Origin of the sequence: Rufibacter glacialis (assembly GCF_008271745.1) — a bacterium.
Taxonomy (GTDB): Bacteria; Bacteroidota; Bacteroidia; order Cytophagales; family Hymenobacteraceae; genus Nibribacter; species Nibribacter glacialis.
The window spans coordinates 216,383-230,762 of sequence record NZ_VKKZ01000024.1; the positions used below are offsets into that span (position 1 = coordinate 216,383).

15 protein-coding genes are annotated in these 14,380 nt (G+C 52.3%); 5 read left to right on the forward strand and 10 right to left on the reverse strand.

All coding sequences use genetic code 11. From position 1 onward, the window contains the following. Nucleotides 1–73 precede the first annotated feature (73 nt). On the reverse strand, nucleotides 74–2,311 hold the full coding sequence (locus FOE74_RS18660) for a cation:proton antiporter domain-containing protein (RefSeq protein WP_149100146.1): 2,238 nt from the start codon (nucleotides 2,309–2,311) through the stop codon (nucleotides 74–76). 341 nt (nucleotides 2,312–2,652) lie between these two features. Further along, on the reverse strand, nucleotides 2,653–3,060 hold the full coding sequence (locus tag FOE74_RS18665; protein ID WP_149100147.1) for a hypothetical protein: 408 nt from the start codon (nucleotides 3,058–3,060) through the stop codon (nucleotides 2,653–2,655). A gap of 284 nt (nucleotides 3,061–3,344) precedes the next feature. On the opposite strand from FOE74_RS18665, the gene FOE74_RS18670 reads away from it, so the two are divergent. After that, complete coding sequence (locus tag FOE74_RS18670) at nucleotides 3,345–3,926, forward strand: LOG family protein (RefSeq protein ID WP_149100148.1); 582 nt, start codon at nucleotides 3,345–3,347, stop codon at nucleotides 3,924–3,926. Nucleotides 3,927–4,291: 365 nt separating this feature from the next. On the opposite strand, the gene hemH is transcribed toward FOE74_RS18670, so the two are convergent. Together hemH and FOE74_RS18680 are read right to left on the reverse strand one after the other, a co-directional pair. After that, nucleotides 4,292–5,320: a ferrochelatase gene (gene hemH / locus FOE74_RS18675; protein ID WP_149100149.1), complete on the reverse strand. Its 1,029-nt coding sequence runs from the start codon at nucleotides 5,318–5,320 to the stop codon at nucleotides 4,292–4,294. A gap of 312 nt (nucleotides 5,321–5,632) precedes the next feature. Beyond that, a complete protein-coding gene (locus FOE74_RS18680) occupies nucleotides 5,633–6,295 on the reverse strand; it encodes a hypothetical protein (protein ID WP_149100150.1) in 663 nt (220 codons plus the stop codon). 190 nt (nucleotides 6,296–6,485) lie between these two features. On the opposite strand from FOE74_RS18680, the gene era reads away from it, so the two are divergent. The 4 genes from era to FOE74_RS18700 all read left to right on the forward strand — a co-directional run bounded on the left by era (nucleotide 6,486) and on the right by FOE74_RS18700 (nucleotide 9,847). Then, nucleotides 6,486–7,388, forward strand: coding sequence for a GTPase Era (gene era, locus FOE74_RS18685; RefSeq protein WP_149100151.1), 903 nt, complete (start codon nucleotides 6,486–6,488; stop codon nucleotides 7,386–7,388). Nucleotides 7,389–7,581: 193 nt separating this feature from the next. Next, nucleotides 7,582–8,895 (forward strand): ribosome biogenesis GTPase Der, encoded by a 1,314-nt coding sequence (gene der, locus FOE74_RS18690; protein ID WP_149100152.1) that lies wholly within the window; start codon nucleotides 7,582–7,584, stop codon nucleotides 8,893–8,895. Between the two features lie 511 nt (nucleotides 8,896–9,406). Next, the gene (locus FOE74_RS18695; protein ID WP_149100153.1) at nucleotides 9,407–9,601 is read left to right on the forward strand and encodes a hypothetical protein; all 195 of its coding nucleotides are present in this window, start codon (nucleotides 9,407–9,409) and stop codon (nucleotides 9,599–9,601) included. Nucleotides 9,602–9,652: 51 nt separating this feature from the next. Beyond that, a complete protein-coding gene (locus FOE74_RS18700) occupies nucleotides 9,653–9,847 on the forward strand; it encodes a hypothetical protein (protein WP_149100154.1) in 195 nt (64 codons plus the stop codon). 111 nt (nucleotides 9,848–9,958) lie between these two features. On the opposite strand, the gene FOE74_RS18705 is transcribed toward FOE74_RS18700, so the two are convergent. The 6 genes from FOE74_RS18705 to FOE74_RS18730 form a co-directional block, all read right to left on the reverse strand. Next, entirely contained in the window at nucleotides 9,959–10,528 is a 570-nt protein-coding gene (locus FOE74_RS18705; protein WP_149100155.1) for a hypothetical protein, read from the reverse strand. A gap of 137 nt (nucleotides 10,529–10,665) precedes the next feature. Beyond that, entirely contained in the window at nucleotides 10,666–11,472 is an 807-nt protein-coding gene (gene murQ, locus FOE74_RS18710; protein ID WP_149100156.1) for an N-acetylmuramic acid 6-phosphate etherase, read from the reverse strand. Then, on the reverse strand, nucleotides 11,469–12,323 hold the full coding sequence (locus tag FOE74_RS18715) for a BadF/BadG/BcrA/BcrD ATPase family protein (protein ID WP_149100157.1): 855 nt from the start codon (nucleotides 12,321–12,323) through the stop codon (nucleotides 11,469–11,471). Before FOE74_RS18715 ends, murQ begins: the two co-directional genes overlap by 4 nt. 54 nt (nucleotides 12,324–12,377) lie before the next feature. Next, complete coding sequence (locus FOE74_RS18720) at nucleotides 12,378–12,611, reverse strand: cytochrome b5 domain-containing protein (RefSeq protein ID WP_149100158.1); 234 nt, start codon at nucleotides 12,609–12,611, stop codon at nucleotides 12,378–12,380. Between the two features lie 99 nt (nucleotides 12,612–12,710). Next, a complete protein-coding gene (locus FOE74_RS18725; RefSeq protein ID WP_149100159.1) occupies nucleotides 12,711–13,088 on the reverse strand; it encodes a four helix bundle protein in 378 nt (125 codons plus the stop codon). A gap of 106 nt (nucleotides 13,089–13,194) precedes the next feature. Next, nucleotides 13,195–14,343, reverse strand: a complete 1,149-nt coding sequence (locus tag FOE74_RS18730; RefSeq protein WP_149100160.1) for a formimidoylglutamase — start codon at nucleotides 14,341–14,343, stop codon at nucleotides 13,195–13,197. Between the last annotated feature and the right edge of the window lie 37 nt (nucleotides 14,344–14,380).

The window sequence follows — 14,380 nt, forward strand, 5'->3', positions numbered from 1 at the left end:
TTTAGGTCTATTTTAGGAAAAAAAGGCTGAAAGCCCTTGGCTTCTCACCTTCAGCCTTCCGTAGGCGGAGGTGCTATTCAAGGGTCTTGATCAGCCTGGTTTCCCCGGCCAGCCAGACAATATCGCCTAAAGAGAAAATAGTGTCTGGGTCTGGGTTCAGGATCCGTTCGCCGTCGCGTTCAATGCCCACAATAAGGCCCATGGTCTTTTCTCTGATGCCAGACTCCCGAATGTTGCGGCCCAGAAAAGGGAATCGCTCATCTACCTGCAACTGCCGCAAAGAAACATCTGGCTGTAAAGACACCATCTCTTCTTCAGCCGCAACAGTCTCTACCAACGGTCTGAATTCTTCCAGCTGCTGATCGGTGCCAATGACGGTGATCCTGTCGGCGGGGTACAGGCGCTCGTTGCCGCGGGGGATGGGCAGAATAAGCCGGCCCCGTTCTATCTGGGCAATGCTCACCCCATACCGCTCCCTGATGGCTAATTCAATCAGGGTCTTGCCTACAGCCGGTGATTCAGGGCTTACCGTGAAGTGGGCCAAGTGAGCATCCCAGGGCAAGAGCTTCTTGGCAGGGTCCACGTTCTCTGTCTCCCGGGCATTCAGATTGGTGAGGAACCGTTGCTCAATACGGTCATAGGTAGTCCGGAGGCGCTTGGTGAGCAGCGGGAAAACAACGCCTATCAAAACCGCCGCTATGATCAGGGCTACCTGAATAGAGAAAAGGCGGTCCAGCAGGAAACCTACCAGCAGCAGGGCCAGCACGTAACGGCCCGTTTCCATGGCCACCAACGGGCCCCGGGTGTATTTCTTGTCGCGCCAGAGCCGGGTGTAGGCCGGGTTCTGAATCTGCTTGATGGCCAGCGCCCAGATGAACGGCGACATGAACACCAGCGCCACAAACACGGTGAGCAGGTTGCTCCAAAGAGTAGACGGTATGTTGGCCGCCACAAAGGGCGCCAGGAAATTGATGGCCAGCAGAATGATGCCCAGCATGACCACCGCGTTCACAATGATGGTCTGCCCAAACGCCTTCAAGACCAGTTGCCAGTCGCTGGCGCTGCTGATGGTCTGGGCACCGGAGCTGTAATTGGTGAGGGCGGCTTTCCAGCGCTCAGGCAGGTGACGTTCCAGCAGGTTGTAGAACGGCTCAGACATCTTGATCAGGAACGGGGTGGTAAAGGTGGTAATAGCCGATACCGCCACGGCAATGGGGTACAGGAAATCGCTGGTCACGTTGAGGGTAACCCCCAGGGTGGCAATAATAAACGAGAATTCCCCAATCTGCGACAAGCTTAACCCCACCTGAATAGATTGCTTGAGGGGCTGCCCAGAGATAAGCGCGCCCAGGGCACTGGAAAAGAACTTCCCGAAGATGGTGACGAAGGTGATCAGAATCACCGGGCCGGCGTGCTCCACCAGCATCTGTGGGTCTATGAGCATACCCACCGATACAAAGAACACCGCCCCAAACAAGTCTTTCACAGATTTGGTCAGGTGCTCTATCTTCTCAGTGTACACGGTTTCCGCTAAGATAGAGCCCATGATGAAGGCCCCCAGCGCGGGGGAAAACCCGGCCTTACTAGCCAACACCACCATCAACAGACACAGCGCCACCGAGATAACCAGCAGGGTCTCATCATTCATCAGTTTCTTTGACTTGCGCAGGAACGTAGGAATGAGGTAAATGCCGCCCAGGAACCAGAGAGCCAGAAAGAAGGCCAGCTTTAAGATGGAAAGCAACATGGCCTCGCCGCCAAATCCATGGCTCACGGCCACGGTAGACAAGAGCACCATAAGCAAGATGGCGACTAGGTCTTCCACAATGAGCGCGCCAAACACCAGACCCACAAACTTCTGGCTTTTCATGCCCAGCTCGTCAAAGGCCCTGATGATGATAGTGGTGGAGGAGATAGAGAGAATCCCGCCCAGAAAGATACTGTCCATGGTAGACCAGCCCAGGAACTTACCGGTGAGGTACCCGAAGAGCAGCATGCCTACCACTTCGGTGAGGGCCGTGATAGAGGCTGTACCGCCTACCTTGGCCAGTTTTTTGAAACTGAATTCCAGGCCCAGGCTGAAGAGTAGGAAAATCACCCCTATCTCCCCCCATACGGTAATATTTGCCCCGTCTACCACGGAAGGGAGCAACGGGAAATTAGGGCTCACCAGCAAACCGGCCAGGATGTAGCCCAGCACCACCGGTTGTTTCAATTTTTTAAAGATAAGCGTGGTCACCCCGGCGGTTCCCAGAATAAACGCTAAATCAGTGACAAGTTGGGGAAGATGTATTTCAGAGATGTCTGCCATAGAAGATAAGAAAAGATGACCCACACAGGAACGGGGATTTTGTCTGGTTTAAAACGATGGTTTAGAAAAGTTGGACTGTCGGTTTCAGGGCTGTTTTTGAGCAACGGACCCAAAACGATTACAAGTCCCCCTGCCGCGGGCACCTGTAGAAAACGAGGTTACCGCCGGGGTTCGGCTTGCCCGCTGCCCCAGCTGCCAAGGAAGCCTGCAAAAACGGGCGGTGCTGGCCAGGCGCAAAGGCGTCCTGGCCACAGAGGCCGTTGGTGCAACAGGATACGTGATTAGGAGCCCCATAGGGCGATGTGAAGGGCGGGAACAGAAGTACCCGCCAGGGGAAATAGCTAGGGAGCGTTGGCCTGAATGATGAGGGGGGCAATGCGCGCCACAAAACTGCGGCCAGGTGCCCGGGAGGCGTACGCGGGAATCACCTCTTTCAGAGGTACGTAGAAAGGCAGGAAAGCAGGGATCAGGTCGGCCTGCTTGAGGGTAATGTGGAAGAACCCGGCCCGCGCCTCAGTAGTTACTTTTTGCTTGCCTTTTCCCCGGGAAGAGGTGAGTTTCTGATGGGTTTTCTTGGGGGCGGTTACTTGGGGAAATCCTAATCTGGCGCCTATGGCCAGATGAGCGTTCGGTTTTTTTGGGGGAGGGCCTGCTTTTGCCTGCTCCCCATGCCCCAGCACGGCTCCCAGCAGGAACAGCGCTAACCAGAAATGGCGCAGAAAAATGAAAACAGGCAGTCTCTTACTCATAAGCGACTACAAAAATAGTCATTTTATCCTAAAGAAGACCGGGTAATTTTAATATGTGGTTAATAATCTGCATTTTAGAAAAGTAAGTCAAGTCACTTTACCAGTAACCTGGCCACGGTTTTCACCCCAGCGGAGGCTATAGGTTCAGAAGGGATGGAGGACGGCCGGGGTTCTCCTGCTTCTGGCACCACGGGATCAACTTGATTTTAATCCAAATCCACAAAACCAGAAAAGAAACGAAGTATGTACCTTTGCCGCACTTCTGTCTTTTACCTCAGTAGCCTATGAAAAGCATTGCCATTTTTTGCGGGGCCAGCAGCGGCCATAATCCTGTTTACCAGGAAGCTGCCCAGTCCTTAGGCACCCTGTTCGCCCAGAAAGGCATCCGGTTGGTGTACGGCGGCGGAAACGTGGGCCTCATGGGTGTCATGGCAGATGCCGTGCTGGCCGGCGGCGGAGAGGTGGTGGGTGTGATCCCGCAGAGCCTGGTAGAAATGGAAGTAGCCCATAAAGGCCTTACTCACCTGCACGTGGTACAGACCATGCATGAACGCAAAGCCCTCATGGCCGCCGAGTCGGATGCCTTTGTGGCCATGCCCGGAGGCTTCGGCACCTTTGACGAGTTCTGCGAGATTGTCACCTGGAACCAGTTGCGCATCATCCAGAAGCCAGCCGCCCTCTACAATGTGAACGGCTACTTTGACCATTTCCTGCAAATGCTGCGCCACAGCGTCACAGAAGGTTTTTTAAAGCCAGAGAACTTCGATAACCTGATCATCTCCAATCAAGAAAACGACCTGCTGGACCAGCTGCTGAACCACTCGCCGGTCATCACCCAAAAGTGGGTGGATTTCAAGCGGATTTAACACGAGGTTTTGCGGAGGAGGTCAGTCTTTAGAACGGAGAAGATACCGCTTAACGCAACCCGCCCGCAACCGTAGCGGCGTTACACGTAACGCCGGGGCTCTCTGCAACTGAACTGCCTCCAGTAGCTGGGACTTGTCTGCGCCAGCACTATTGGATAGGCAAGGAAAATCCAGCTCTTGCTATCGGCTGGGGGATTGCTTCGTAGGACCACGGCGTGACAGTGCCACGCCGCTACAGACCAAATAACTCAGCCAAACACAAAGCCATTTTCAGCCTGGTTCCTAGAAAACAGGCCAAAATCGCACTCCCTGTAAAAAGAGAAGCCCGCGTTCCTGTACGCGGGCTTCTCTTTTTACAGCTTAATCTATGCTTCCTGCACCATCTGGGTCACTGCTTCAATCCAGGAAGGGTGCGTGTTCAGGCTTTCTACCAGTTGCCAGTGTTCGCCACCGGCGGCCTCAAATTCCTCTTTGAATTCCTTGCCTACCTCAATGGTGGTTTCCAGGCAGTCGGCTACAAACGCGGGGCTAAAGGCCAGCACGCTTTTAATGCCATCGGCCGCCAGGTCTTTCAGGATAAAGTCAGTGTAGGGTTTGAGCCACGGGTCTTTGCCCAGCCGTGACTGGAACGAGACGGTGTATTTCTCCTCTGGGATGTTGAGGGCCTTGGCCAACTGGCGTGAGGTCTCAAAGCACTGGGCGCGGTAACAGTAGCGGTTGCGGCTGTGGTAGGTGTTGCAGCAGACGCCCAACTGGCAATAGCCTTTGGTGCTGCCCTTCAGAATCTGCCGCTCGGGCAAGCCGTGGTAGCTGAACACGAAGTGGTCATACTCGCGCTTGGCCATGTGCTGGCGGGCAATATCAGCGAAAGTGCCAATAAAGCCCGGGTGGTTGCAGAACGTGCTGATGAACCTGATATCTGGGATCACTTCCCACTTGCTCACCAACTCCATCACTTTTTCCTGCACAGAGCCGGTGCTCGCTGAGGCATACTGCGGAAACAGCGGCAGCACCACAATGCGGTCCACCACTTTGTCCTGCAGTTCTTTCAAGGCATTCTCAATGCTGGGGCTCTGGTACCGCATGCCAAAAGCCACGTGGTAGTTCTTGCCCAGTTTCTCCTGTACCAGGCGTTGCAGGTCCAGGCCATGGAACAACAGCGGCGAGCCCCGCTCGGTCCACAGCTGCGCGTACACCTTCGCCGACTTAGGCGCCCGGAACGGCGCGATCACACCGTTCACCAGCATGAACCGGGAGGGGGCGGCTATGTCCAGCACCCGTTTGTCCAACAAGAATTCGCGCAGGTATTTGCGCACGTGGGGCACGCTGGGAGAGTCCGGCGTGCCGAGGTTTACCAATAATACGCCTGTTTTGCCAAGGGCTCCACTTTTCATACACAGTCAATTGAGGTGCAAAGATACGGATTAGACAGGTAGGTCTAAAGCCTTGTAAAGATGATATGCATCATTGGCCTAACAGGTAAAAGGTCATTCTGTTTTAGGCCTGCTTTTCCAGGAACAAGCCTACAACAGAATGTTGGCGATGGTTGCCTAGTGGTCTCTAAAAAGCCAACCAGGCTTCGGGCAGGTTTGTACCTGTTGGCGAATACTCTTAGGATAGGCTAAATAGCACCTCAAAGCGGAATGCGGCAGAAGAGTTTCCTTCTGCCGCATTCCGCTTTGAGGTGCTATAAATCTGCTTCTTTCTTACAGTAGGAAAGCAATTCCGGCGCTAAGGTTGACCAGGCCAACCCCACGGTCTCCTGATTCTTCCCAGCTTCTGCCCTTATGGTAATCAGCTGAAATGGCTAAGGCTACCCATTGGCCTATCCTCTTTTGATAGGTAGTGCCCAATGACCAGGATAGGGCAGAGCTTTCATAGGTCAATTCTCCAAAGGAGGAGCTGCTCTTGTCCTGCATGTAAAACCTTCCTAGTCTCCCTTTAAAATCAAGCCGCGAAGTTTCTGACAGGTCCAGGGCATACATAGGCCCTACCATGAGGGTGCCAAGTGATACCTCGTGATGCGATTTATCTGAATGGAAATTTCCCTGGGTGTCATTATGCTGGTTTTCGGTATCATAAACAAAAGCTGCCCCAGACCAATTAGCGTTTACTCCAAAGCCCTTGTAAAAAGTATATCCTGCATTTAGCAACGTAACGTTTAGCCCTGTACCAGACCCCTGGTAGATTTTGTTGCCGCCCACTAAATACGACGGTCCCAGCCCAATGCCAATGTACCCAGATTTAGGGGTGAACTGTTTTTGCGCATACAAATTTGTTTGGGCAACCACGTATAAAAAAAAGACAAAGAGCAAGGAGTGAAGGCGCATTTCTAGTGAATGACAGGGTGAAAGGAAGAAAGTGTTCAAAAGTAGGCCTATAAAACTACGAACCAAGGAAAAACCACGCAATGGGGTGACAAGAAAAACCCAGGACCTATGCCATTTTATCCGCTCCATCCTTGATGCCTTCTATTTAAGAAACACCTGCCACCAGCATTAGATAACGCAAGACTCATAACTTCCTAAAAAACCGTACCTTTGCAAATTGTTTTAAAAGATGGAGAATAACGTAACAGAGAAGCCGCACAAAGCAGGGTTTGTAAGCATCATAGGCAAGCCCAACGTGGGTAAGTCAACTTTGATGAACGTGATGGTGGGCGAGAAACTCTCTATTATCACTTCTAAGGCCCAGACCACCCGTCACCGGATCATGGGAATCCTTAACTCAGAGGATTTCCAGATCGTGTATTCAGATACGCCCGGCATTATTCAGCCCCAGTATGAGTTGCATGAGTCCATGATGCGTTTCGTGCATGCTTCCCTGGAAGATGCTGATGTCATCCTATTTGTTACCGATATCTATGAAAAGCATGACGAGAGCGAAGTAGTGGAACGCCTGCGCCGGGCCAAAGCGCCTATTCTGCTGCTCATCAACAAGATTGACCAGGCCACCCAGGAAGAGGTAGTAGCCAAGGTTGCATACTGGAAAGAACAGTTACCGGCCCAGGAATACATGGCCATCTCAGCGCTGCACAGCCAGGGCACGCCCGGCGTTTTCCAGAAAATCCTGGACCTGCTGCCCGAGCACCCTGCCTATTACCCCAAAGATGAACTAACCGACAAGCCCGAGCGTTTCTTTGCCGCCGAGATGATCAGGGAGAAGATTTTCCTGAACTACAAGAAAGAGATTCCCTACAGCTGTGAGGTGGTGGTGGAAGAGTTCAAGGAAGACGAGACCATCATCAGAATGCGCGCCGAGATCTCTGTGGAGCGCAAAAGCCAGAAGGGTATTGTGATCGGTGACAAGGGCGCGGCGCTCAAAAAAGTAGGCACCCAGGCCCGCCTGGACATGGAGGAGTTCTTCGGGAAGAAAGTGTTCCTGGACCTCTACGTGCGCGTGAACGAGAACTGGCGCGCCGACAAACGCCTCCTGGACCGTTTCGGGTATAACAGCATTTAAAGAGAGACACAAGACACAGGATATAAGACACAAGATGGAAGGACCAGAATAAAAGTCTTGCGTCTTATGTCTTACCTCTTGTGTCTAAAAGATAGTGCCCTAGGCGGCGCCACGAAGGCGATACCGCGGGGATTCACCCGCGTTTCAGGAGAGATTCCCCAAAAGGAGCCTTGGAACGCACATTAATGTAGATATGGCACAAAATACAATCGCCATTGTAGGACGCCCCAACGTGGGCAAATCAACCCTTTTCAACCGCCTGGTAGGCCAGCGCAAAGCCATCATGGACAACGAGAGCGGCGTCACCCGCGACCGCCACTATGGCCATGGCAACTGGACCGGCAAATACTTCACCGTCATTGACACCGGTGGCTACGTGCGCGGGTCAGAAGACATCTTTGAGGAAGAAATCAGAAAACAGGTAGAACTGGCCATCAAAGAAGCCGATGTAATCCTGTTCATGGTAGACGTGGACGCGGGCCTCACCGGCCTGGACCAGGAATTTGCTGATGTGTTGCGCCGCACAGACAAGCCCGTGTACATTGTAGCCAACAAAGCAGACACGCATGCCCGTGGCCATTTGGCCGGCGAGTTTTATGCGTTGGGTTTTGAAGGCGAGATTTTTCCGGTTTCCAGCCAAAACGGCTCCGGAACGGGGGAACTGCTGGATGAAGTAGTAAAGCACTTTGAGGAAGAAGGCATTGAAAACCCAGAGGCAGGTATTCCGCGCATTGCGGTGGTAGGCCGGCCTAACGTGGGCAAGTCGTCTTTCGTGAACCTGCTGTTGGGCGAGGAGCGCAACATTGTGACTGATGTGGCGGGCACCACCCGTGACTCCATCCATTCGCACTACAACGCCTTTGGCAAAGAATTCATCATTGTGGATACCGCCGGACTCCGGAGAAAGAGCAAGGTGCATGAAGACATTGAGTTCTATTCGGTGCTTCGTTCTATCAGGGCGCTGGAAGAAAGTGATGTCGTGATTGTCATGCTGGATGCCACGCGCGGCATTGAAGCCCAGGACATGAACATCATTGGCTTAGCCGATAAAAACCGCAAAGGACTGGTGATTCTGGTGAACAAGTGGGACCTGGTGGAAAAGGAAACCAACACCATGCGTGACATGGAGAAGGCCATCTATGACCGTATCGCGCCCATCGCTTATCCGCCTATCGTGTTCATCTCTGTGCTGACCAAGCAACGGGTACACAAGGCCATTGAGACGGCTATTCAGGTGCATGAGAACCGCTCCATGAAGATTCCTACCTCTAAGCTGAATGACGCCATGCTGAAGGAGATAGAGCGCTACCCGCCGCCTTCCATCAAAGGGAAATTCGTGAAGATCAAGTACGTGACGCAATTGCCCACGCACACACCTACATTCGCGTTTTTCTGCAACCTTCCCCAGTACATAAAGGAGTCTTACACCCGTTTCCTGGAGAACCGTTTGCGTGAACATTTTGGATTTGAAGGTGTGCCCGTTAACTTAGTGTTCAGAAAGAAATAAGGCGCAAGCCTTTTTCCTTTCTTCGCGACCTAACCTTACAACCCCCTTTATTAACTACGTATGAGGACTATCTTATCACTAGTGGCAGTGGCAGGTCTACTGACATGCACAGCGTGCGATCCTAAACAACCGCTGGAGGGTTCCCCCTCTTCTTCCACCTCATTAGAAGAGGCCGCCAATGCCACTGATATAGCGGAAACCACTGCCTCTCCCATTGATACGGCCGGATACTCAACCGACTCTCTGGTAACTGATTCCATTTAAGCGCATACCCTGCGCAGAGCACATAATGTAAAGGCGTGGGCTGCTCCTGATTCTGTTCAGGAACAGCCCACGCCTTATTTATTTTAGAAGAATCTGATGGCACTGAGGGTATATCTTCCGAAGAAAATATATCTATTCTTCCATGCATGCGTACACTACCCCAACAACATGGTTTCCTGCTTTGCCAACTGCTTCTGAGTAGGCAAAAGGAGCCAGGAAAGAATATCTGTTCAGACAAGATAAGACTATGAAAAAGAAATTGTTTCTGTTTGCGATGCTGGGCGGTTTTGCCAGCTTCTCTGCCTGTGATTCAAAAAAAGAGAACCAAATGGAAGACCAGGCGGAGAAAGTAGAACTGCACGCTGAGATGGCCGGCGATTCTACCCTGGCCGAACAAGCCAGAGAAGCCAAAGACAGCATTGACAAGGCAGACCCCAAATAAGCTCCCCACAGCCCTTGCAGGCTTTTTCTGTTACGCGTACAAAATAAAACTATGAAAAAGACATTTTTAGTGACGGCCATGGCCGCAGGCATGATGACCTTCGCCTCTTGTGATTCTGCCAACGAAAACCGCGCAGAAGAGAAAACAGAACAAATGGAAGACACTGCTGATGACGCAGATTCCCCGGCCCTGGAAGAAGGCGCTGAAGAAGGGGAAGACAGCGTTGATGCCGTAGACCCACAGTAGCAACCAGCTACCAACAAACGAAAGAGGCGGCTTCCTGCAAAGGAGGCCGCCTCTTTTTATAGCTATACTTTTTTGGCAGGCAGAAAAACCAGTGTTTTTTTAAAACGGCCCCTAAGCGCCCAGCCTTTTCTGGATGAGGCTATTGACCACCGCAAAGAGCTGCGGAGGGCTGAGCGTACGCCACGGGATCTTGTCTAGCCCGCCGCCAAAGTTGATGTAGTAATCCAGGTGGAACTGCTGCATCTCCTGCACCACAAAGTCCTGGAAGCCTATGCCAGCGATCCAGCCGTCCTCTACCTCGTCAAACCACTCTTCATAGTAGGCATCATCTGAGCCATGGAAGTTGAAGACATTCTCCCCGATAAGAATGTAATGGTTGATGCCCTCGCCAATCATGAGGTCCAGGATGTTTCGCTTGAGGGTCATGATGTCATTGTTGAGCGTGTCGTTCCACTCGCCAATGAGTTCTATCACCGCGTAGCCGTCGTTGTAGTCGGCGTACAGGATCTTGATGAACAGCGTCTCAGAATCAATGTCGTCCCACTGCGGATGGATGTAGTACCCGTAAATGGTGTTGATATATTCCAGCTCATTGTTCTCAGCGCCGTACAGCGGCGAGCGCTCATCTTCAGACGCGGTATAGGCTTCTAGCCAGTTATAAAAGGGTTCAATGGTATGCATGGGAATAAGAGTGTGGGCCGAATTGCATAACGGAGAAACCGTGCCCAAGGTGGCAGAACAGCATAAAAAAAGATCCGCCAGGTAGAGGCGGATCTTTTTTGGCTTTGTTTCCTGAAAACAGGCGTTATTCTGGCGCCTTAGTGGCTTGCGTAAGACGTGATGGCGGCGCGTACGCTGCCATGCAGGTCCAGCAGTTCTCTCGCTTTCTCCTCAGAGATATTCAGCTCTTCCATGATCATGCGGGTGCCTCTGTCTACCAGTTTGTGGTTGGTGAGCTGCATGTCTACCATCTTGTTGCCTTTCACCTTGCCTAACCGGATCATGATGGAGGTAGTGAGCATGTTCAAGGCCAGTTTCTGGCCGGTACCGGCTTTCATGCGGGTGCTGCCGGTCAGGAACTCAGGGCCGGTCACTACTTCAACCGGGAACTGGGCCACCGCCGCTACTTTGCTGTCTGCGTTGCACACCACGCAACCCGTGGTGATGCCGCGCTCATTGCAAGCCTGCAGGCCGCCAATCACGTATGGCGTTCTGCCCGAAGCCGCAATGCCTACCACCACGTCTTTCTCATTCACGCCGTAGGCATCCAGGTCTTTGATGGCTTGTTCAAAATCGTCCTCAGCGAACTCCACCGCTTTTCTGATGGCCGTGTCACCGCCCGCCATGATCCCGATGACCATGTCAAACGGCACCCCAAAGGTAGGAGGGCACTCAGACGCGTCTACCACGCCCAACCGGCCGCTGGTACCGGCGCCAATGTAAAACAGGCGGCCGCCTTCTTTCATTTTGGCCACGGCTGCCTCTACCAGTTTCTCTAACTGCGGAATGGCTTTCTCTGCGGCCAACGGCACGGTTTTGTCTTCTTTGTTGATGTTGGTCAATAACTCAAGCACGCTCATCTGCTCAAGGTGGTTGTAATGCGAGGGGGTTTCTGTGGTACTCATACGGGGAGGTTCTGTTGGTGATACAGGCTCAGGCCTGCAATGGGGCTTTCTAAAATCTTACCTACGGCTATGCCGTACTGCTTGGCTACCGCCAGCAGGATATCTTTGAAATAAAAAGCGATGGAGCCTACAAAGTGGGTTTCCTTGTGCTGGTAGTCGGGGTATTTCACTACTGTTTTCTCAAAGAAATCAGAAAAACACTTCGTAATCAGGCCATGGATGAACGGGTGCTGCTGGTGGTCGAAAAGGAACTTGGCGTAGGTGGCCATGTACCGATTGGGGTAAGGCTTGCTGTACACGTGGTCCACAATCTCGTCGCGGTTAGTATTGTAGCGGTCCATGAACGCCTGGTGCACGTCTGTGGGCATTTCCAGGTTCAGGAAGGCCTGCACCAACAGTTTGCCCATGTAGCCGCCACTGCCTTCATCGCCTAAGATAAAGCCCAGGTTGGGTACGTTCTGCACGATCTGCTTTCCGTCATACAAACAAGTGTTAGAACCAGTGCCCAGAATGCAGGCAATGCCTTCCTGGTGGCCGCAAAGCGCCCGCGCTGCTGCTTCCAGGTCATGGTGCACCTGAACGTCTGCCGCAGGAAACAGGCTGGAAAGGGCCGCCGCCACAATCGCCTTTTTGTCTGGAGCGCTGCAACCGGCCCCGTAAAAGTGGATTTCCTGCGGAGAACCGTAGGAAGTGAGTTGCGGCAGCAGGCTCTCCTGGAGCGTCTGCGCTATTTCTGCCGTGTTCTGGTAATACGGATTGAATCCAACGGTATGGGCCTGGCCCGCTTCCCCCTGGGTGTCTAAAACACGCCAGGCAGTTTTGGTGGAGCCACTGTCAGCAATGAGAATCATATAGGCTATTTGAAGAACTTAGGCCAAATTTCTAAAAAAGTGAGCAAACAAAAGTTATTTTTTTAAAATTCCTATAATAGAGAACTTATCGAAGACATACTCCGTGTGCGGGGCATCAGCTAATTCCTCCGTCAGATCCTGGCCGGCCCAGTGTTCATAATGGTTTCCGCGCCGCCACAGCCGTGACTTGGTCACGTCATAGATGTCGCCTTTGTAGGCCACCCAAATCTCATCACGGTCTTGTCCGTTGCGTAGGGCCAACTGGGCGCGGGTGTATTCTTTTTCCATTGAATGAGGGAGAGAGTGAATGATTGAGAGAGTGAATGAATGAGAGAATGATAGAGTGAATGATTGAGAGAATGATAGATTAAAGGATTGGGTGGTGGGTTATTTTGAAGTATTCTTTCTGGCTTTGGCCAGGATTGATAAAATCTCTGTGGTTTCTGAGAGGAGGGTTTGAGCAGAGGAAAGCGGAATTGAGCCGGATTCTGTCAGTAATTCCAGCCAGAACAAAGTCTCATCTGCTTCCTCTACGCAGATGCTAAGCTTAGCATAAAATTCAGCAGCAGAACGGGCCCGGCAAGCAGCTCTGTAATTAGCCGCTACAGAAGTAGCAGAGCGCAGAAGCTGCCGTTTCATGATGGCTGCCTCCTCTGTTCTTGGTAATGATTGACTGAACCTGATAACATCTAAAGCAAGTCTTTTAGTACGCAGTTTAAACCGCTCTACAAACTCCTCCTTCGGTAATCTCTCACCCTGATCCATGTTATTGATAGTTCTTTAATTTACCAATGTTAAGGTAACCCATAAATCAAAACCCCACCCTCTCTCAATCATTCAATCATTCAATCTCTCAATCATTCAATCTCTCTCAAAACCTCGCCTGCATGAGAATCCAGCGGTTGGGCACGTCTCCGTCTGCGGCGGTGAGGTAGTCCTGGTAGCTGCAAGGTACCAGTAACGGCGGGTGCTGGCCAGAGAGGTCGTCTACCTGCATCCACCATTTCTCTGTATGGCGGTTCTTGAAGAAAAACATCTTGTTGGGGTTATCATGGAAACCCACCGCGAATTTGATGAACTGGTTGCTCTGGAAGTCCAGGCTGGCTTGCCGTTGGTAGAAACCTTCAATGGTGTACCAGACCATAGTGGCCAGGGTGGTGGCTGTGAGGTTGCGGTGGTCAAACTCGGGGCGGTAGCCGTAAAACCCGAAGGAACTCAGTTCATTGTTCTGCCCGGCATACCAGCACAGTTGGCACGCTTCTTCTCCGGTGAGCCCGAAGGGGTTGGCCTGTTGCTGTCCGGGAGCATCCTGGTGCCGGAGGGCGGCCACGTCAAAGCTGATCAGGTTGGCTTGCCTGATCACCGGTTCCATCTCTTGTATCTGCTGGCGCACTTGCCCTACCCTGAAAAGCTCAAAGTGTAATTTTTCCAAGGCGGCCAGGGTAGAAGCCTCTGTGAGGTAGGTTTGGTGCGCCAAATGGCTGAACCCGAAGAGGTAGTTGGGGTCATGCAGCAGAATGCGGTGCAGATGGCTTTGGTCCGGGGCGGCTTCGTCTTCGCTGGCCATGTCCAGCTGGCTGTCAATCATGACCAGATGCACCGTTTTAGATAAATGTTCATAGCCCAGGAACTGCCCGTAGGTGAGGTCATGGGAACCGCCCAGCAGAATGGGGAACTTGCCGGCGTCTACCAGAATCTCAATGACTTCTTTCAGGCGCAGGTAGGTGTCTTCCAGGGCAATGCCGGGCAAAAGGTTACCCAGGTCCATCAAGAGCCAGGAACCGGTGCCTTTCATGAGCCGGTACAACTCCTGCCTTATTTTATTGGGGCCCTGGTAGGTAAGGTCTGTGGGGGCAGCGGTGCCCCGGTATTCTGGTAACCCAATGAGCACCACTTCGGCGGAGCGCCAGTCTGGGAACGAATGAATGAACGGCGCCAAATACCCGCCCACTGATTTGGGGTTCTCAGGATACCCGAAAAGATCTTCTGGAAGAGGCTCAAAAAATATGGAAAGGTTCATGCGGTAGGTAGGCCAAAAATCAAATTTAGCTATTTCT

Bases quoted from the DNA above. Each gene is read 5' to 3' on its own strand.
- murQ (WP_149100156.1), bottom strand. From the start codon at position 11,472: ATGAGTACCACAGAAACCCCCTCGCATTACAACCACCTTGAGCAGATG.
- FOE74_RS18670 (WP_149100148.1), top strand. From the start codon at position 3,345: ATGAAAAGCATTGCCATTTTTTGCGGGGCCAGCAGCGGCCATAATCCT.
- FOE74_RS18705 (WP_149100155.1), bottom strand. From the start codon at position 10,528: ATGCATACCATTGAACCCTTTTATAACTGGCTAGAAGCCTATACCGCG.
- FOE74_RS18700 (WP_149100154.1), top strand. From the start codon at position 9,653: ATGAAAAAGACATTTTTAGTGACGGCCATGGCCGCAGGCATGATGACC.
- era (WP_149100151.1), top strand. From the start codon at position 6,486: ATGGAGAATAACGTAACAGAGAAGCCGCACAAAGCAGGGTTTGTAAGC.
- FOE74_RS18665 (WP_149100147.1), bottom strand. From the start codon at position 3,060: ATGAGTAAGAGACTGCCTGTTTTCATTTTTCTGCGCCATTTCTGGTTA.
- FOE74_RS18720 (WP_149100158.1), bottom strand. From the start codon at position 12,611: ATGGAAAAAGAATACACCCGCGCCCAGTTGGCCCTACGCAACGGACAA.
- FOE74_RS18715 (WP_149100157.1), bottom strand. From the start codon at position 12,323: ATGATTCTCATTGCTGACAGTGGCTCCACCAAAACTGCCTGGCGTGTT.
- FOE74_RS18725 (WP_149100159.1), bottom strand. From the start codon at position 13,088: ATGGATCAGGGTGAGAGATTACCGAAGGAGGAGTTTGTAGAGCGGTTT.
- FOE74_RS18695 (WP_149100153.1), top strand. From the start codon at position 9,407: ATGAAAAAGAAATTGTTTCTGTTTGCGATGCTGGGCGGTTTTGCCAGC.
- FOE74_RS18730 (WP_149100160.1), bottom strand. From the start codon at position 14,343: ATGAACCTTTCCATATTTTTTGAGCCTCTTCCAGAAGATCTTTTCGGG.
- hemH (WP_149100149.1), bottom strand. From the start codon at position 5,320: ATGAAAAGTGGAGCCCTTGGCAAAACAGGCGTATTATTGGTAAACCTC.
- FOE74_RS18660 (WP_149100146.1), bottom strand. From the start codon at position 2,311: ATGGCAGACATCTCTGAAATACATCTTCCCCAACTTGTCACTGATTTA.
- der (WP_149100152.1), top strand. From the start codon at position 7,582: ATGGCACAAAATACAATCGCCATTGTAGGACGCCCCAACGTGGGCAAA.